This is a genomic window from Leptospira ryugenii (assembly GCF_003114855.1).
Lineage (GTDB): Bacteria > Spirochaetota > Leptospiria > Leptospirales > Leptospiraceae > Leptospira_A > Leptospira_A ryugenii.
In genome coordinates this window covers 592,979-611,896 of the sequence record NZ_BFBB01000002.1, presented here as the reverse complement: position 1 = coordinate 611,896, position 18,918 = coordinate 592,979, and the positions used below count along the sequence as shown (strand labels likewise).

At 39.3% G+C, this 18,918-nt stretch carries 16 protein-coding genes; 10 read left to right on the top strand and 6 right to left on the bottom strand.

Annotated features, from left to right (window positions below; all coding sequences use genetic code 11):
* Positions 1-23 precede the first annotated feature (23 nt).
* Both DI060_RS03660 and DI060_RS03655 read left to right on the top strand, forming a co-directional pair.
* Positions 24-698 (top strand): lipoprotein LipL31, encoded by a 675-nt coding sequence (locus DI060_RS03660; protein ID WP_108973778.1) that lies wholly within the window; start codon positions 24-26, stop codon positions 696-698.
* Positions 699-716: 18 nt separating this feature from the next.
* Positions 717-1,559, top strand: a complete 843-nt coding sequence (locus DI060_RS03655) for an undecaprenyl-diphosphate phosphatase (RefSeq protein ID WP_108973776.1) — start codon at positions 717-719, stop codon at positions 1,557-1,559.
* Positions 1,560-1,562: 3 nt separating this feature from the next.
* On the opposite strand, the gene DI060_RS03650 is transcribed toward DI060_RS03655, so the two are convergent.
* Entirely contained in the window at positions 1,563-4,106 is a 2,544-nt protein-coding gene (locus DI060_RS03650) for a SpoIIE family protein phosphatase (RefSeq protein ID WP_108973774.1), read from the bottom strand.
* A gap of 59 nt (positions 4,107-4,165) precedes the next feature.
* On the opposite strand from DI060_RS03650, the gene DI060_RS03645 reads away from it, so the two are divergent.
* The 3 genes from DI060_RS03645 to DI060_RS03635 are packed head-to-tail and all read left to right on the top strand — an operon-like array spanning position 4,166 to position 7,935.
* Positions 4,166-5,341, top strand: coding sequence for a class I SAM-dependent rRNA methyltransferase (locus tag DI060_RS03645; RefSeq protein WP_108973772.1), 1,176 nt, complete (start codon positions 4,166-4,168; stop codon positions 5,339-5,341).
* A gap of 26 nt (positions 5,342-5,367) precedes the next feature.
* On the top strand, positions 5,368-6,801 hold the full coding sequence (locus DI060_RS03640) for an MBOAT family O-acyltransferase (protein ID WP_108973770.1): 1,434 nt from the start codon (positions 5,368-5,370) through the stop codon (positions 6,799-6,801).
* Between the two features lie 3 nt (positions 6,802-6,804).
* On the top strand, positions 6,805-7,935 hold the full coding sequence (locus tag DI060_RS03635; protein ID WP_108973768.1) for a DUF1574 domain-containing protein: 1,131 nt from the start codon (positions 6,805-6,807) through the stop codon (positions 7,933-7,935).
* Here DI060_RS03635 and DI060_RS03630 read toward each other — a convergent pair.
* A complete protein-coding gene (locus DI060_RS03630) occupies positions 7,920-8,513 on the bottom strand; it encodes a DnaJ domain-containing protein (RefSeq protein ID WP_108973766.1) in 594 nt (197 codons plus the stop codon). The two genes, DI060_RS03635 and DI060_RS03630, sit on opposite strands and share 16 nt — an antisense overlap.
* Before the next feature lie 76 nt (positions 8,514-8,589).
* On the opposite strand from DI060_RS03630, the gene miaB reads away from it, so the two are divergent.
* The 3 genes from miaB (at position 8,590) to DI060_RS03615 (ending at position 12,473) form a co-directional block, all read left to right on the top strand.
* Entirely contained in the window at positions 8,590-9,981 is a 1,392-nt protein-coding gene (miaB, locus tag DI060_RS03625) for a tRNA (N6-isopentenyl adenosine(37)-C2)-methylthiotransferase MiaB (protein ID WP_108974051.1), read from the top strand.
* Positions 9,959-11,569 (top strand): LptF/LptG family permease, encoded by a 1,611-nt coding sequence (locus DI060_RS03620; RefSeq protein WP_244594281.1) that lies wholly within the window; start codon positions 9,959-9,961, stop codon positions 11,567-11,569. Before miaB ends, DI060_RS03620 begins: the two co-directional genes overlap by 23 nt.
* A gap of 73 nt (positions 11,570-11,642) precedes the next feature.
* Positions 11,643-12,473, top strand: coding sequence for a hypothetical protein (locus DI060_RS03615; RefSeq protein ID WP_108973761.1), 831 nt, complete (start codon positions 11,643-11,645; stop codon positions 12,471-12,473).
* Between the two features lie 6 nt (positions 12,474-12,479).
* Here the strand turns inward: DI060_RS03615 and DI060_RS03610 are convergent, their stop codons facing one another.
* On the bottom strand, positions 12,480-13,280 hold the full coding sequence (locus DI060_RS03610; RefSeq protein WP_244594261.1) for an FcpA-related putative periplasmic flagellar protein: 801 nt from the start codon (positions 13,278-13,280) through the stop codon (positions 12,480-12,482).
* 68 nt (positions 13,281-13,348) lie between these two features.
* Between DI060_RS03610 and DI060_RS03605 the strand changes: the two genes are divergently transcribed.
* Entirely contained in the window at positions 13,349-13,783 is a 435-nt protein-coding gene (locus DI060_RS03605; RefSeq protein WP_108973759.1) for a methylglyoxal synthase, read from the top strand.
* On the opposite strand, the gene DI060_RS03600 is transcribed toward DI060_RS03605, so the two are convergent.
* Positions 13,745-14,227 carry an SRPBCC family protein gene (locus DI060_RS03600; RefSeq protein ID WP_108973757.1) on the bottom strand — a complete coding sequence of 161 codons (483 nt, stop codon included), beginning with the start codon at positions 14,225-14,227 and terminating at the stop codon, positions 13,745-13,747. The genes DI060_RS03605 and DI060_RS03600 overlap by 39 nt on opposite strands.
* Positions 14,228-14,312: 85 nt before the next feature.
* On the opposite strand from DI060_RS03600, the gene DI060_RS03595 reads away from it, so the two are divergent.
* Positions 14,313-14,843 (top strand): hypothetical protein, encoded by a 531-nt coding sequence (locus DI060_RS03595; protein WP_135354980.1) that lies wholly within the window; start codon positions 14,313-14,315, stop codon positions 14,841-14,843.
* On the opposite strand, the gene DI060_RS03590 is transcribed toward DI060_RS03595, so the two are convergent.
* Positions 14,794-16,731, bottom strand: coding sequence for a tetratricopeptide repeat protein (locus DI060_RS03590; protein ID WP_244594260.1), 1,938 nt, complete (start codon positions 16,729-16,731; stop codon positions 14,794-14,796). The two genes, DI060_RS03595 and DI060_RS03590, sit on opposite strands and share 50 nt — an antisense overlap.
* A gap of 67 nt (positions 16,732-16,798) precedes the next feature.
* Positions 16,799-18,829 (bottom strand): 6-bladed beta-propeller, encoded by a 2,031-nt coding sequence (locus tag DI060_RS03585; protein WP_108973750.1) that lies wholly within the window; start codon positions 18,827-18,829, stop codon positions 16,799-16,801.
* Between the last annotated feature and the right edge of the window lie 89 nt (positions 18,830-18,918).

The window sequence follows — 18,918 nt, the reverse complement described above, 5'->3', positions numbered from 1 at the left end:
TTTAAATTGCCTTGGAAGCCTCCATGTCCCTAACAAACAAACTTACCATACTCTTCTCCCTTTTTATTTTTGTCGTCCACTGTGGCGACGACAGTGCCGTTATCGAAACATTGGATGGGCACAAAATTACAGTAAAGGATTTCGAAGCACAGTATGATACGGCTCTAAATTCCATCAGTCGGTTGCAAAATATCGATAAAAAAACACTCATTGAATTCATCGAAAAGAGCCCAGAAGAAGTTCCTCCACAGTTTCGGGAATTCAACCTGCAGCTCCAAAAAAAGAACTTCTACCAGACGTACCGACAAATGGTAATGACCCAAATCGTTGCTGAGAAAAAGGGTTACACTTCCAGACCAGATGTACAAGAAGTACTCAAACAAGTCCAAATGCAGACCATTGCACAGATGTATGTCTCCGAAGAAGTGGACAAAAAAATCCGCATCTCCGACGATCAAATCAAAGCGGAGTGCGAGCGTTTGCGAGGATTGGACAAGAACATAAGCAATTTAACAATTGATAAATGCCTTCAGTTTGCCCAAACACAGTTAAAAGGCCAACAGTCTCGAGAAGAACTACCCCTTGTTGTGGAACGCATCAAAGAGGAAGTTACCATTAAACGAAATGATAAATTCGATTTAGATGCATACCTTGCTCCTAAGAAGAAAGTAGAACCAAAACCAGAAGAGAAACAATAATCTCACTTAGGAACCGTTTTGGACAACCAGTACAATGCCTTTCTCCGTGCTGTAATTGAAGCGGTCACGGAGTTTCTGCCCGTTTCCTCAACGGGCCACTTATTTTTATTCAGCTATTTTTTTCCTTTCCAAGGTTTAGGGGAGAGAAGTGCCTCTTTCGAAGACTTGTTTGATATCTTCATTCAGTCGGGTGCCATTCTATCTGTTTTGGTTCTCTACCACAAAAAGTTTTGGGAAGAAGCTAGAAAAGCATACTACTTCTGGTTTCAAAAGAAAGAAGATGGTACAGGCGCTTTATTCTACCAAAACATAGCCATCGGCATTGCTCCCATCGTTTGCCTAGGCTTTGCTCTTAAATCTGTTTTAGATCGCATCAAAGAAAGCCCCTATTTGTTGATGATCCTAGGTGTGGCATGGCTCCTAGGTGGTTTGGTTATGGTATTTGTAGAACAGTGGAGAGAGAAAGCAGGAGAGAAGGAGAAACATCTGAATCGCAAGGATGCTTTCCTGATTGGTATTTTTCAATGTTTAGCTCTAATGCCAGGAGTCTCTAGAAGTGCGGCGACCATTATCACGGCACGCCTTTTGGGATTGTCCAAAAAGGATTCCGCAGAGTTTTCATTTTTTCTGGCAGTGCCAGTTCTTTTGTTAGCTGGCGTATACAAACTGTATAAACACCGTAGTATCTTAAATGAAGAAACAATCAGTATTCTATTGTTTGGTTCTATCGTTTCTTTTTTACTTTGTTATTTTGTGATCAAGCTATTCATTAGCTTTTTGAGACGAAGAAGTTTTTTTGCCTTTGGTGTTTACAGAATCGTTCTTGGTGCTCTAGTGATTCTTTATTTTCTTCGTTCCTAAAGACTAAAGCAAAGCTTGTAATTCAGGATTTTCAGGAAATAATTTTACCCCAGTGCGTAAGAGTTGTTTAACCTTTTGGCTTTGGTTGGTTTTTTTTGCTAGAGCGATAAGGTTCATAAAATTTCGAAAATGTCTTGGATTTCTTAGATAAAGTCTCTCTGCACTGGTGCATGCATAATCGTACTTCTTTAGTTTAGAATACGCATAACTCATGAGTAGTAAAATCTCTTCTTGCGATGGATTTTGTTTGAGTATCTCCTCCCAAATCTGCAATGCTTCTGACCACTCTTTAGTCTTCAGATAGAACTTACCTAGATACTGTAACAGTTTGGTATGATTGGGATACTCTTTGACAAGTTCTTTTATAAAAACAATGGCCTCCGTATAGTGTTGTGATTTGTATAGAGATCGGATCCTGTCTAAATCTTCAAGTGTTGGTGAATGAGAGATTTGCTTCTCTGATTCACCAAAATACTCTACTCGAATGAGTGTTAAATCATCCGTCAATTCTCCGTACGTCTCCAATTCCTTTACAATCGATTCTAATCTTGCTTTCCCTGTCTCTACAAATTTCAGAATGAGTGTTTCATCCTCGTTGATGGTTCTTCCTTTTTGGTCTATTTGAGTTTCGATCGCTAGATCATCCCTACCATCCGAACCACAAATCAAAATATCACCTGGCAATAGGGGAAAGGTTTTGATCCGAAAGGAATCTAAGTTTCTTGGAAAACCCAATTTTCGCAAGGAGAGTTCAGTTTCAATAAAGGATGCCTTTTCATCCCGATAGAGTATGCTCCAAGGATGTTCTGCGTTTACATAGTACATAAAGCCACTTGATTCCTCGATGAGACCGAGAAATATTGATGTAAGCATCGAGCCATCAAAGGATTCATAAATCCTTTGCAATTCCAGAATCAGATCTCGTAACCAGATCTCCGGTGAATCAATCTCATTCTCGGAAAGTTTGGTTCGTGTAACAACCGCATGGAAGACCACTCCCAAAACAAGTGCTCCTCCAGCTCCTTGGATGGATTTGCCCATAGCATCTCCATTTATAAATACAGTATATCTCTGTCCTTTGATTTGGATACTATCGGAAATGCAGATATCTCCGCCAATTTCGGATTCTTTTCCCCTAAAGGAAAAATGTTTCTTTTGTTTTGAGTAAAACTCGGTTGTAATGAGCTTACTTTGGTTGTCATTACGTGCAAGTGGGTTGATGAGTAGAGAAGTTAAAAAATAATCTCCGTCTTGGATTTCCATTAATTCGCTCACTTTTTCTAAGGTATGGTTCAACTCTTCCGTTCTTTCATTTACCTTTTTCTCAAGATTTTTATTCAAATCTTCTACTTCTTCATGCAGTCTCACAAAGGAATTTGCTAGAATGAGTGAAAGGCAGATGATAAATGCTAAAAAAACATAGCCAAGTAATCTAGGAAAAACGAAGTAGCCTCTCGTCGAAAGAATATCTATGATACTCGCAGCTAAAACGAATAAGACACCTACTAAAATGACAGTTGCCTTTTTATTTTTTTGAGAAATACGTTTAACTAGAAAGTAAAGAATTCCAATCGTATAAAAAATCCAGCTCGGTTGTATAAATTTTGTCGTAAACCAATTGTAGAATTCAATGTTCTTCGAAAATACAAATCCGAGAAGAAATAAACCCTCAAGACAATCAAGAATTTGAAAGAATCTGGAATATTTAAAATCAAACAGGTTTCGAATGAAATGAAACATTAAAGGGATGAGTGAAATGAGAAGCATGTATTCAATACGCTTCATAAAAAGAAAAGGAAGATCAAATTCGTATTTGATCTGATTTCTTAATACATTGTAAAATACTAAATTAAAAGCGAAAAGTGCAAAGAAAAGATTTTCGGATTCTCGTTTTCTTCTGATAAACAAAAAAAGGAAGTAGCTACCAAAAGAAAGATATACTACCAAAAATAGTAACTTGGTAAATTCTTCCGTATAGAATTTTTTATATATTAGCTCGGAAGGACCAATCGCGGTTGTATCTTGTTCTATCCCTATCGTATAATCGAAGTATGGTTGGACATGAATCAGAAGTGTATTCTCTTCGCCAAATCGAACTAAATGGCTAGGTAGTGAATAGATTCTAATCTTATCATAAGATTGTGGTTCTTCTGAGTCCCATTTGCCCGTTTCCGCAATTTTTTTGCCATTCCAGTAAACAACATCCCTATCATTGATGACTCCCAAACGAAGAGCCAAATTTCCGCTCTGCTCTTTTGGTAATTTTATTTTTTTGAGTAGAAGAATGTTTTTTTTGCCTGCCAGATTGGGATTTGACTTGATGGCATTGCCAGGCACTAGCACTTCACTCCACTGAAGTTTTGAAATGTCCGTAAGTGCCTCTAAAGATCTATCTCCTTCGGTGACATACCAAAATGATTGTTTGTAGGGATCAGAATCCAAGCTGACAACCTGGTCTACATTCTGAATTTGGAAACTGATAGGGAGTTTATCCGAAAATATTTCTGTGCTGATTAGAATCAAAATGAGAGGCAGGCAAAATATCATAGGCGTGGAGTCGTCCTATTTTACAATTTATCAAAACGAATCAATGACATTTCAATATTATGTACGTTAAATTAAAACCCGGAAAAGAGAAGTCGGTCCTATCTAGACATCCCTGGATCTTTTCCGGTGCTATCCAAGAAGCTGAAATCAATCCAAAATCATCTGCGCCCGTAGAGATCCAAAACGCAAAAGGCGAACGTCTAGCCTTTGGTGATTGGGATGGGGGTTCCCAAATCAGAGTCCGCGTTTTCCATTGGACTGACAAAGAAACAAATTTCGATGAATCCTTTTGGCATAAGAGGTGGGCTGATATTTGGAATCGAAAGGTCTCAACCTTCCTGAGCAAAGACACCAATGCATTCCGATTTTTGTTCTCCGAATCGGATCTTTCCCCTGGGATGATAGTGGACTGTTATGACAAAACAGCCGTCATCTTATGTACAACACCCAAAGCAAGAGAGCGAAAGGAAATTTTGTGTACATTTTTGAAAAAGCAAGGCGTCGAACTAATCATAGAAAAACCAGCTAAAGATCATTTGGTGAAGGAGAAAACGAACATTTTATACGGCAAACAAAAGGATGTCTATTTCTATGAATCAGGAATCCAATATTTTTTGGACTGGGAAGAAGGCCAAAAAACAGGATTCTTTTTAGACCAGAAGGAAAATCGAGACTTAGTGAAACAGTATGCAAAAGGGAAGTCCGTTTTGAACGCATTTTCTTATTCTGGAGGATTTTCCTTGGCATCGCTTGTGGGAGGCGCAGTACGAGTAGATAGCTTAGATATCTCTGAGAGAGCGATTCAAATCCTAGAAAAAAACTTACACAGCAATGCTTTGGTTCCAAGCAAAGCGAATCATAGAAGCATCCAGCAAGATGCCTTTGTTTTCCTGAAGAATATGGAATCAGATTTATATGATTTAATGATTTTGGATCCTCCAGCATTCAGTAAATCCGTAGATTCAATCCAAAAGGCGAGTCGCGGTTACAAAGAGATCAACCGACAAGCTTTGCTGAAAATTAAAAAAAATGGATTCTTGTTTACGTTCTCTTGCTCACAACATATCTCACGGGATTTATTTCAAAAAATTATCTTTGCGGCCGCAAAGGATGCGGGACGGGAAGCAAGGGTTTTGAAAGTCTTATCCCAGAGTCCAGACCACGGATTTAGCATCTTCCATCCGGAAGGAGAATATTTAAAGGGCTTTCTGATTCAGGTTGATGAAAGAGGGTAGGACCTAGAAAATGGAAACCTCAGTCCATGAAGTTTACTTCCCTTAGTTTCTTACTCTTCTTTTTTTTAGTTTACTGCATCCATTGGGCATTGCGAGGAAAGTTCAGGATCGGTTTTTTACTGATCGCCTCCATTCTGTTTTATGCGGCTTGGTCGGTTCCCTTTGCATTCCATTTTTTAGGTTTGGTTGCCTTCAATCACTTCGCTAACAAACAAATTTTAAAAAATAAAGGCTCCTTTTGGTTTTATTTGATTCTATTGTTGAATTTTGGAAATCTTTTCTTATTTAAATACTTTTACTTTGTATGGGAGACTGTATTTCTCATCACTGCCTCTCCAGTATTTGCAAAGGATGTTTTGGAATCCTTCCTTAGCAACCAGTTTGGTTTTGCATCCATCACTTTGCCTCTTGCCATAAGTTTCTATTCCTTCCAGATGATTGCCTACAACATAGATGTCAAACGTGGTGAAGCTGAAGAAAATCCTAATTTTGCAGAATTTGCTTTATTTATATTTTTCTTTCCTCAATTGGTTGCGGGCCCCATTGTTCGGCATGGTGAGTTCTTCCACCAACTAGGGCAGTGGAACCTCAAACGGGAACAAGCTTACCAAGGGACATTCTTAATCTTTTTAGGCCTATTAAAGAAAGTCGTGTTAGCGGACAATATTGCTTTGGTCATAGATCCCATCTTTCGTAACCCAGATCAATACGATGCAGTCAGCAATTTTGCAGCTTACTTTGGATATTCTTGCCGTGTTTTTTGCGATTTTTCTGGTTATACAGATCTGGCACGTGGTCTCGGAAAACTTTTGGGGATAGAGTTGCCTGAAAACTTCAGAGCTCCTTTCTTAAGCAAGTCTGTAAGTGAACTATGGACTCGATGGCATATGACACTTGCCAGTTGGATAAAAGACTATATTTACATTCCATTGGGTGGATCAAGAGTAGGCGAGCTCCGTTCTTATTTTAATCTACTCCTTATGTTTGCGCTTACAGGTCTTTGGCATGGAGCGAACTTTACCTTTATCATCTGGGGTTTGATCCAAGGTTTCTTCCTTTGTTTGGAGCGAAAATGGAAGCTAATGCAAATTACAATTTTCAAACAATCTAATGTTTGGACGGAGCGAACACAAAGTATACTAGGAGTTGTATATTCCTTTACAGTCTTTTCTTTGGCCGCCGCTTTTTTCAATGCACCAAATGTCAAAAATGGATGGAGTCTTTGGGTCAATTCTCTAACCGGACATTCTGGACAAAGGACACCCAAATTAGAACTTTTGTTGTATTCTTTAGTAATCACCTTTCTTTTGAACTATTTACAAGAGAAGCCTCTTTTCCCAAAAGAAGCTTGGTCCAACCAAAAGAGTTTTTTCTTTTTATTTGGATTTGGATTTTTGGCCATTGTTTTATTAGGCTATTTATCCCCAGGAGGAACTGAATTCATTTACTTTCAGTTTTAAAGTATGATAAAAAAGTTTAATCCATGGTTTTTTTTGCCAATTCTTCTCTCTGGATGTTTGTTTCTAGTAGATAAGATCTTTTTTTTGCCAATCGTTGTAGAAAATACCCATAGCTGGAAAAAAATAGAACGCTCGTTCTATGAATACAAAGAAGATCTCTTCCAAGTGATGAAGGAGAATCATCAAAAAAATCCAAATCGGCGAATCGGTGTTATCTTAGGAAGCTCAAGGTCGGGTGAGTTTGATACCAAGTTAATTTCTCGATTTGTGGCGAATACAGATACTTATAACTTTGCCGCACCATTTGGTCCTATCTCCTTCCAATACTATTGGATGGAGAGGATTCTTAGTGAAGATATCCCAATTGCCTACTTTATGGTTGAGATAGATCCTCTTTTATTTACCAAGTCGGCGATACAGTATTCCCTCAATGGTTCCTATGAGACTTCATTTGTTTTGACACATATGGATCTTTATAGGGAAAACAAAGGAGACCCTTGGACCGTTTCAAGCAATGGATTTAGCGTTGATGAAGTTGAAACTTATTTTTTAAAGAAGCTATTTGCCCTGTACAAATATCCTCTAGATTTCGGTGCAATCAAAGCAAACAACCAAAATATTGAAATTGGATTCGTACCAGGCTTGAGTGCAAATATTACTGGGAAAGAACACAAACGAGATTTTCTAAGCAAAATTTTGATGGCCAATCGAGAATTATTAGGTGCGATGCCAAACGAAATCAAATTTGCCAATGCAGATTTTTTTCTAGAAAAAGATGCGGAGAATATGTTTGAAACCTACCTGAATCCATTTCAAATATCCATCACTCAAATTTATTTTTTCAAACAAATGATTCAAATCACTCAGGATAAAAACATCCCTGTGATTTTTTATTACCCTGTAGTAGCTCCACCTCTACGAAGCCGGATGGAAAAAAATTCCCTTCTAGCTGATTTTCAAAAGGCAACATCAGCTTTGGTCTTGGAATCAAAACAGAAATATAAGGCAGACTTTCGGATCGTTGATCCCAGTCAGGATTCTCGATGGACTTGTAAAGACTTTGTGGACTCACTCCATTTAAGTGGAGCCTGTTTTCCAAATCTACTGCCGATCCTTTTTCAATCTATTCCTTGATTGGGAATGTTATGTTTTGTTTTAGATTTTGGAATGAGATAGTACTTTCGTAGGATCGCATAAATGATCCATGTGATGGTCATATAGCTCGGAATAAAGATTGGCGAGTCTTCCCACTCTTTTTGCTCCCAGAGAAAGGTTAAGACAAGAACGATACAAGAGTAGAGAAAGAGGCTAAAAAGAAAGTAGGCAGTGGTCATTTTTAAAAGCCAGAGCATTTGGCCAAGACCCTTTTTGAACAGCTGGAATTCCTTTAATACCTCTGGATAGGACTTACGTTGGTTCTGTTGGTAGTTGACATAGGCAAATTCCATGTCTTCATCAATAGGTTTACCATCTAACAACACAAATTCGTAATCTAAAGTTTCATTGTACAGGTTTCTTTTGACTGGATCGATCAATGTGGAGTATGCATTTGTGATTTCAAAAATTTTTTCTTCCGCAACTGTCAGATGCTCCGACTTTAACTGCTCCCAAAATGTTTTGCTCCTCTCAAAACTTTCTACTATTTCCAGGGTACTTGCATTCCGTTGGAGTCCTAGGGTTTCGTAATAATTTTCTTTGCGGACCAATGACATAAATCAGGCTAGACCTCCATTTGTGTATGCCATGATCTTTGCTTTACAAGGATTATTTTCTGAAAATGATAGAATTATGAAGCCAGTTTTGCAGGAAGTGGAAGCACCCAATACAGGGATAGTACCCAGCTTAGGGAAAGTCTTTGTGGAAACCTATGGTTGCCAAATGAATGAGTATGATTCGGGGATCGTTAAAGAGCTCTTTCGTCAGGCAAACTATGAGCCCGCAACCAGCGTAGAAGATTCTGATATTATTTTCCTGAATACATGTGCTGTACGTGAGAATGCCCATGCAAAGATATATGGCCGCTTACAATCATTGGGATATTTGAAAAAGAAAAATCCTAGCTTAGTCATCGGAGTTTTGGGTTGTATGGCTCAAAATCTGGGAGAGGATCTATTCCACCAAGAATTGCCTCTCGATCTTATCGTAGGGCCAGACAATTATCGCTCCCTCCCAGATCTCATTGGAAAGATCAGGACGGGAGAAAAGGATGTTTCTCTAACTCGACTTTCCCGAACGGAAACCTATGATGATCTGGAACCAAAGGTGGTCAACGGAATCCAAGCCTTTGTGACCATTATGCGAGGATGTAATAACTTCTGTACCTTCTGCGTGGTACCGTATACAAGGGGTAGGGAGAGAAGTAGAGAACCCGAATCCATCGTAAAGGAGATCAAGTCACTAGAATTAGCTGGTGTGAAACAAGTAACTCTCTTAGGCCAAAACGTAAATAGCTACCAATATGAGTCTTATGATTTTGCAGCATTAGTAAAGTTGATTTTAAACGGCACAAACATCGAAAGAATCCGCTTTACATCACCACATCCCAAAGACTTTCCCATGCACCTTATTCAGCTCATGAAAGATGAGCCCAGATTTTCCTCACAGATCCATATGCCCCTCCAAGCAGGCTCGAACAAGGTTCTTATGGATATGAAACGAAGTTATACAAAGGATGAGTATTTAGATCTAGTCAACAACATCCGAAATGAGATCCCGGATGTAGGCATTACCACTGACATCATTGTGGGATTTCCTGGAGAGACCGAGGCAGAATTTCAGGAAACCTTAGAGGTAGTCAGAGAGGTCGGCTATGACATGGCATTCATGTTCAAATATTCAGAAAGAGAAGGAACGATCGCGAAACGGAAGTTTATAGATGATGTACCAGAAGAAGTCAAATCACGAAGACTGATAGAATTAGTCGATTTACAGACTTCGATTTCACTTCAGAAGAACTTAGAAAAAGTTGGCAAAACTTTTGAAATACTCATAGAAAATACTTCCAAAAAAAGCAAATCAGAACTCTGCGGAAGAACGCATTGCGGGCGTATGGTGGTGTTTCCCCTTCCAGAAGGTATGAACCAGTCCCTAGAACAATGGATTGGGAAAATCGTAACTGTGGAAGTTACGGCAGCAACTAGTGCAACTTTAAAGGGTAATTTCACTGGATTCAAGTCCTAAAAAAGTAGACTTAAGGACCGTCCGTGTCTTTTCCAAAGACCAGCTTCCTGAAGGCTTTATGGTCGATACCGACAGGGGAGGGTTTTTTCGGAAGTTCAAACTACCTGTCCTCCGTCTCTACATTTTAAAAGAAATTCTCAGTCCCTTTCTTGTTGCCCTTTCCTTTTTTACAATGATCTATATGGCAGTCGCTATCCAAAAGATGATAGGACTCTTTGTTGGTAAGGGTATCGATTTCTTTCGACTTTTAGATTATATGGGATACGTCTTTGGAAATACTTTACCGATGACCATCCCTATGGCTTGTTTAATGTCGGGCATTATGGCTGCAGGTCGCTTGTCAGGTGATTCGGAAATCACCGCCATGAGAGCCTCAGGTGTTTCCTTTCCATTTATTTACTCTAACTTTTTAATCTTTGGTTTTGTTACGACTCTTATCGTTGCTTATCTCAACTTTTATCTTGGTCCAGAAAACACGCGTAAGATGAAGGAGTTTGACAATTGGATTGCAACCTATAATCCCTTATTGGCCATCCAGCCAGGTCAATTTTCAGGAGATAAAACCCAAGACCTTTTTGCGGAAAAGGGAAGAACGATGTATTCGGGAGGGGTCGACTCAAATGGCAACCTAAGTAAGGTGCAGATCCGCGAATGGCAAATCTCAGCCTCAGGTACAGATTATATCGTTTTAAATAACCTAATGGTTCCGATGGGTGGCTCTAGGGTTTTACAAATCATCAATGCGAATGAAGGATTGCTTGTTGAGAAGAAAAATGCGAAAGGTGAATATGAAAAATCGATTCGTTTAAAAAAGGGATTTGTGATCGAGTGGAATCCTGAAACCGAATCAATCAACATCACAAATTTCATGAATGGAGAAATGGATTATAATGTCCCTTCTAAAAAGGAAGTCAAAACCTTAGGCATCAATGTGAAACCCGATACCTTCTCCTTACCAATGTTACTTGAAATCAGAGCCGCGATTGAAAGCGAAGGATTGGAAAAGATACCTGGTTTGGAAATGCTGAATGAAATGGGTATGTCGATCAAAGGTGTGGACGGTCTCGCACAAATTGTAGAAAAATTAAAATTCGAAATTCTTATGGGGGCACAAAGCGGAGGAGGCCAAGATGACCTTACCCAAAAATTTGCCATCTTTTCGCAGCTTTCGGAACTATTGAACGAGTCAAAAAAGACACTCACTGCCTTTAATATTGAGGTTCACAAACGATTTGCAACACCTCTCAGTTGTCAGATTTTTTTCTTTCTATCCTTTCCCTTAGGTCTTGTCGTCAAACGATCGGGTAAGGGAATGAGTTTTACCCTTGCCGTGGTGTTTTTACTCGTATACTATCTCTTTTTTATCTTTGGGACAGGGATTTCGTATAAAGCCAATGTTCCTGATTGGCTTGGCCCCTGGTCCGCCAATATCGTCATTTCAGCGATCTCTGGTTATATTATGATGACAAGGACTGATGCCAAACTCCCGGAATCCATCCGTAGGCACCTGGGGTTTTACTTTCGCTTTCGGAATTGGTGGGAAACAAAATTCGAGGCAGTAAAAAACCGTTTTCCTCGGAAAAAATAAAAGAAATTTTGCTGGAAAAATCCTCTTTCTTGCTTTTCTCTATGTATAGGTAAGGAAGCGGAGGAGCTAATTTTTGAAGACGTCGGTCATTTGGAATGTCTCAGACAGAAAACCATTTCCTTTGGATTTATGGAAGCACCCAAAGATCACCATCCAAGTCAATCAGGTTAAAACCGCGGACATCCAAAGTCTTTCCTTTGATTCCCATTCCTTTCACTTCCTTTTCTTACAAGTGAATGCCTCCGAGTGGAAACAACTTCGGCCTATTTTAAAACAAAGCTTTGATTCACAGCCTTACCTCAGCCTGATCATAGTCTATTCGGAGGATGCATCCGAAGTTATTTATGATGAGGTCAAAACCCAGAGCAAATATCTGGTCTTGGAAAATCCGCTTCATACTAGAGAATTACGGATCATACTAGACCGATCCATCCAAACGGAATTCTACAAACACACTGCTCTAGAAATTGGAAATACCTGCTTAGAGAACGTTGGTTTTTTTGAGGGTGTTTTTTCACTTGCCCACAAGGAATACGAAGATTCAAAAAAAGAGAATCTTGCCTTGAAGTCTATCTTGGACTATGAAGAACAGGTGAAAAAATCCCAACTAGGAATCAATTCTGCAATGGATCGGATGATTGATCTCAAAAACCAAGAATTGATCGAATTGCATGAGCGTGTCAAGGCCAGCGAACAACTAGACCAACTGCGTGAAAAAGAATTAAAACAGGCGCTTGAGTTACAGAAAGCTACTGAGCAAGTACTGAACTATTCGAGAATCGAAGAAATGCAGTTGGACAAAATCCTCAGGGCACAAGATAAATTATTCGCTTATACAGAGTCTGAAATCAAAGAGTTGATAGAAGAAAACAAACGATTAAAAAAACAGCTTGGACTCACTTAAATCCAATTAAATATCTTTTAAAACCTTTTCTTCGATCGCTAGATATTCCTTTGATTCTTTTCCATAGTGCAATTCAGCAAACCGCAGTAGGTGTTTCTTTTTAGCCGCTTTTGTTTCCTCGGCGAGAGGGACATTCTTTGCCTTGGTGGCTGTGGTCTCTAGCTTTTCATAAGAAAGTGCTAGGAGTCTATGAGGCTCCGCCTCTTTTTCATACTTTTCCCCCAATGCGATATATCGTTCCAAAAAATCAATGCTTTGGATATAATTTTTAAAGGCTGTTTGGTGTTTGATATACTCCCGAAATAGCCCTGCCTTTAAATCTTGGTAAGACTCTCCTTCTTTGATCTTGGGATTTTCAATTTTATCTAGTAAGAGGATACCTTTGATTAGTTTCGCATTTGCAATGTTACGTGCCTCGAAAATTTTTTTCTGTAAGTCTTTTTCCAGCCTATCCTTTCTTGCCTTTTTTTGCCAATCATACCTATCTTCGTAATAAAATGCTTTGAGAGCTTCCTCGTGTTTCTTTAGTAAGTTCTTTTCTTGCAGTTCAAAACCTTCGATGGCTTGTGAATATTCTCGGTTCGCTTCTTTCCAACGTTCCAGTGAATTGGCTTCATCAACTCCATCCAGAATTTTTAGATCTTTCAGTCGGTCGGGCTCTTCCCCCCAGGGAGAATTTCTCTCTGGTTTGGTTGGGAGGATTTGCTCTACCTTAGTTTCGAATGCAAATGTTTGGTTTGTATGTAACAAGAGCATGAGAGCAAAAAAGGGCAATCTAACGCAGTTTTTCATTCTTTTCAGGCTCATTTTGAAAGTTTCCTTGAATCCTGGAACTTGGCAAGAACTATCACAATATGAGCTCTATTCAAAGAAAAATGGAAGTCGCAAAAAAGATCGTTCTAATTGCCCATGACAATCGCAAACAAGACCTACTTGATTGGGTTCAATACAATAGAGGGACGCTTTCCAAGCACCATCTCTCAGCCACTGGCACAACTGGCAAATTGATCCAAGAACAAACCCAATTGCCTGTTTACAGATTCATTTCTGGTCCTCTCGGAGGCGACCAACAAATTGGTGCAAAGATTGTAGATGACGGGATAGATTTTATGGTCTTCTTTTGGGACCCTCTAACAGCACAACCACATGATCCAGATGTAAAGGCATTGTTACGTGTAGCAGTCCTTTATAATATACCAATGGCTTGCAACCGATCAAGCGCAGATTTTTTAATTTCTTCCCCGCTGATGGACAAAGAGTACAACCGTCAATTAATCGACTACGGTACTCGAATACCCGCAAAACATTAAATGATGAGGACAGTCAAGAGCCTGAGCCGTTATGCGGTGTCTTTGGGTAAACTGTCGTTTCAGTATAGGAAGGACAATAAAACGAGATACAAACCAGAAGGGAGCTTGGAGATCAATACGATCCTCTAAGATGGAATGTCCATTCGGTAGATCTCTCATGATATGGCGGTGGACAAATCTAAGAAAGGGGCCTTTTACTTGGGTATCTTCAAAGAGTTTACCCGATTCGTAAGCTGTATGTTTTGCTATCCATTTTAATTTGATCCCTGGAAATACAGGAACTCGTAGGATGGCCACTTCTCCTATCTGTAAAGAAATTGGCCTTTGTAAAACATCCACACCTCCAACAGCAGCTACGAGAGAGGTGAAACCCTCTGGACTTTCATGAAAGGCAAACAAATTTTTTGCGCTCGTAAAAAACTCCGACTTACAGATAAAATACATATAGCACTTTCCTTTAGAGGATTCCTTGTTTCATTTCTTAAGAAAATTCGGCACAAAGCATAAAATACATTTAGAGGAGTCCGCTTTGATTAGACTCCAAGCAGAGGAGAAAAAACAAAACCAAGCTCTTCGCCTACGATTAGAAATTGATAGAAAGCCAAATCACAACCCTGCCATTCGCATAGGATTTGAAGCGCGCCCATTGAAAAGCCGAGAACTGCTTGTGTTTGCAGATTCGGAGAAAGAAATTTTATCTGAAGGAAAAGTCTCCTTTGAAGAGAAAGAAAACAGATTTTATTTTTTTCCCTATGTAGATTTGGTTTGGAAGGAAACTCCAAGGGCGGAGATCCATTCTTTGGTAGCAAACAGAAGGTTTACGAACCCGGGCAAGGAATGGTCAGCCGTGGAAAAAAGCCAATGCCCACGATTTTTGGCAGAGCTTTTCTCAGTGGAGGCCGTGCTTTCTCTGTATGCTCGAGATAAGGTGCTACAAATTGAAACAAGGAAAGGTTTTATTCTAAGTCCCGGTACCGAAAGGCAAATCTCTGATTTGGTTTTAGATTACTTTATGGACTTACTTCCACCTTTGGACGAACAGTCACAAAATCACCAGTAGCGAGTTCCTTTTCCCATCCTCTTTGCAGAGGCCGAACACGAGAAATTTCCATACCTAGTTCTGTGATTTCTCCTTCCATCAAATCCTTACCTTTCCTCTGGAAAAGGATTTTGGCATCGGACCTTATCCCATCTTTTTTTCCTAAGCTCACGAGCACTTCTGAATCCTTGATGCGGTAGATTTTCCCTTCAATGGGAAGGAGTTGCTTTACCTTCTCAGAAATCCTTGCGCAGAGGACGGAAAGCCCATCCCGTCCTTTTTGGCTCGTTTTCCATTTTCCGATGTCTTTTGATGTGTTTCTGTCATACAGACTGATCTCTAAATCAATTACGTCATCATGGAAGGAATAATTCCCGTGCAATACATATCGAATTTTTGTCTTGTTCCTCCGCAATTGGTCAAGCTGGTACAAGGACTCTATAGAAAAAGGAATCGTCTTTGTGAAAGGATGGAAATTAGTCTCCTGCAAAGAATTTCGTATCAATTGGAATTCACTTTCTTCTGGAAGCCTAACATCGAACACTTTCTTCAATTCGTATCTAAGGGCTTTTGCCAATAAGCGGCCCCCTGGATAATGTTCTGGAAAGGGAACCCTCGATTCTAAATCAAAAACAAAGATTTCTGGACTGACTGAGACTCGATTTAGAATTACACCTTTGGGTTCTAAGGAGATTAGGCCTTCCTTATACTCGAGGGAAGACTTTAATGATTGGATCGCAAATTCTAATTTGTTTTGAAGTTTGAAGTGATTGGGATCCTCATCACGTAATTTTATCAGCAGATTTATATAATCGATTAAATTGCCAGAAGTATCATACGATTCAAGAAGTTCTTGTCGAACATTGCCAGGGATTAAATCTTTTGCACGTAACAGATGAAAGACGGCACTTTTATAATAAAGGGAACGCTTCTCTGCATGAAAACGCTCTTTTCGATAATCTCCTAGTTCACGACGAAATTTTGATTCCTCTTTTAGTTGACGGATTGCATATTCTTCGGCTTCAAAGCGTGTAATCTCATCTAAATCGTCCAATTGCAGGGTTCTTCGGAAATGGAATTCTGCAAATCTGCTTCGATCCAAATCATCAGCAAGGCTAGCCTCCAGTGAATGGTAGTACTGGTTTTCGGGAAATTCACGAGCTAATTCATAAATATTACGAAATGCTTTTTCAAGTACCATGGTGTTTTTAGATCGATTTTGGTATGCTTCAATCATCTTTAAATGTACTAAAAGTAACCGCGCACTTTCTTCTTTGGGGTTAAGATTTAAGGCATTTTGTAGATACTCTTCAGCGTTTGGTAATATAGCCAAAAGGTCGGGAACCGAAAAATAAGTTCTATAGAGATTGAGCTTAGCAAGTAAGGTAAACCCGCTTGGATCACTAGGTGCTTTAGACACATAATGGTTTAAACTCTCTTCGGCCTCCTTCCACTTCTGTGTCTCTATGTACAATTCAGAAAGCATTTTTTCAACATCTGCTGGCCTGCTGAGTTTCTCGCTAAGTGCTTTGAGTTTATAGATTGCAAGTTCTCGTTTTCCGTTTTTCCCAAGTAGCCTTGCTTCTAAAATCCGCAAACCCGTATGATTCGGAAATTCTGTGAGTAAGGGCTCTAGTCGCTTTTCGACTTTGTCTGGTGCATTTTCTTCCAAATCAATTTCTGAAAGACCGATGACTGCATCAAAGAATTTAGGATCCCTCTTTAAAATATCTCCAAAAGCTTTCTTTGCATCCGAGAATGAGCCTAATTGTTTGGAACATTGCGCATAACCGAGCTTTGCTTCCAACGAATTCATATTGATTTGTAGAGCTTTTTGGAAATGAATGATGCCTGCGTTGCAATTTCCTTGGAGGCGGCTTTCCTTTCCAAGTCTCAGAAGTTCGTCCATATCCTTTGTTTCCGCAAATACTGCAAATACAAATATAAGGAGTGAAAGAACTAAGACTTTGGTTGGCTTACGGAGCTGGAACAAAATAACCTGCCTCATCTTTACCTTTAACGTTTCTGTGTTCTACATCCACAACGAGTTTTATATATCGATTGACCAAATCCGGACTGATATCGGTTTTGTAAGATAAAATATAGCGGTTGTCAAAGTGATTTCTCAAAGATTGGTAGAGATCCCTTTCTTCACCTTCTCCATCTAACAAGATCCACTTTCCACCTGTAGGTTCCGTTAGATCAGACCAGAACTGTTTCTTTTCTAAGTTCTTACCAACATATAGGACGTAGATTGGGATCATATGCGACTTGGCAAATTCTACAAGGCGAGTTTTTGAATACTGTAAAAATCCCTGCTCGCCAGCTTCATCGGAAACCAAATAAATCAGAGCTTTCGGTCCTACGTGTGTGGATAATTTGCTTAAAGCTTGAAACCCAGATTTACCAAAGTTAAAATTGTTTTCCTTTTTTGTATCGCGTATCTTGGCTAAAATATCTAGTTTACTTTGGGTATTGGGTAGAATTAGAACAGAATCTTTTCCTGAACGATACAAACTCATATCATCCCAATCCGTAATGGAGGAAAAGAATGGTTGGAGTGAATCACTAAGAAGTGAATATGATTTTTCAAGAGTCTTACTATTTTCAAAGACAAGGGCAATTTTCATCCTCTCGTTCAACTTTTGTCGTCTCGCAAGAGAGAAAAGGGGAGTCATATTATCATTTTCATAGACTCGAAAAGCCAAGCGATCCACTCCTATCAACTCTTCACCTGATCGATTGCGTAGTCTTGTATATAAATGTACATTTGGAAAGTCACTCGTATCAATGGATTCAATGCGTAGATCTAAATTAGAAAGCAGTGTATTCTTATCTGTAAATATATCAACTCTATGACGTGCATAGTCAACCGCATAAAATGTATTAGTTGAGTCGATATTCACTGAAAAGGGTCTTGTTAAGATTCGATATACGCCTTTCTGGTCTCTAAATTTTGAATTTTGTTTCCATTCACCTCCATCCAAACCATAAGACCAAATCCCTGAGATTTCATCAGAAACATAAAGTTGGTTTTGTATAATCCGTAAACTTCTAGGTTTTTCCCACTCAGATTTTTTGATTTGACCTTTGGTGTTTCCATCAGTATCAAAAATAAGAATGCGTTTATTGTCTTTATCTGCGACGTAGATCTGGTTTTTATAAAAACTTAGGCCCGCAGGATTTTTAAGAGCAAAGCGTACATCCTGTCCAAAAGAAATTTCGAATTCCCCTCTAGAATTGAATTTTTGTATACGATTATTGCCTGAATCGCTAACATAGAAACTTCCTTTTTCATCGAATGCGATTCCTGAAGGGCCATGAAATTTACCATTTTGATTGCCTGAACCACCAATACTTCTTACCAGGGAACCATTTTGATCAAATTCTAAGATTTCATCCCTTGCAAAATCGCAGACATAAAGGTGATCTTGGTAGTTTGCCAAGGCTACTGGCTTTTCAATTTTTTGGCGAAAAGAGCCTTTCCAATTTGCGATGGGAGCACCATCCGAATTGAATTTAATGATATTAGATGTCCCAAAACCTGCGATATAAAAGTTTCCTAAAGAATCAAAGGTAATATCAGAAGGATTGCGAAACCGATTATGCCGAAGGGCATCTCCTTCAATCGATTTGAAGTAAATCCGCTCTAAAGATGTACTTCCTCCGGCAATCGCCAGACGTAAGACTTCAATCTTGCTTTGTATTAGTAGATCGTTTTTTCTGAGGGAGCTTAAAATTTCTAACTCTTCCAGCGCTTGTTCCCATTCGCCTAATAGGTAGTAATTGTTTGCGAGTTCTAACCTGGCCAAATGGAAGTCTTTCTTGAGTTGAATGGCTTTTTGTAATCGTTCTTTTGCCGCAGAATATTGGCGTAAGTTTTTATAGGTGAGTCCTCTTTTGAATTCTTCCCTGGCGGCTTCCTCAAGTAAGGTGAAATTCGGAAAGTCTATCGAGAGGATCTGGGTGGTCAATAGAAGGAGAAATAAACTCAGAAATCTGATCAAAATAGGCTCCTCCCTCTCCCTATACAATGGGACATAATGATTAAGTCAATCCGGAACTAAACCAGGCTCTCGATTTCGAGCAAGCCTTT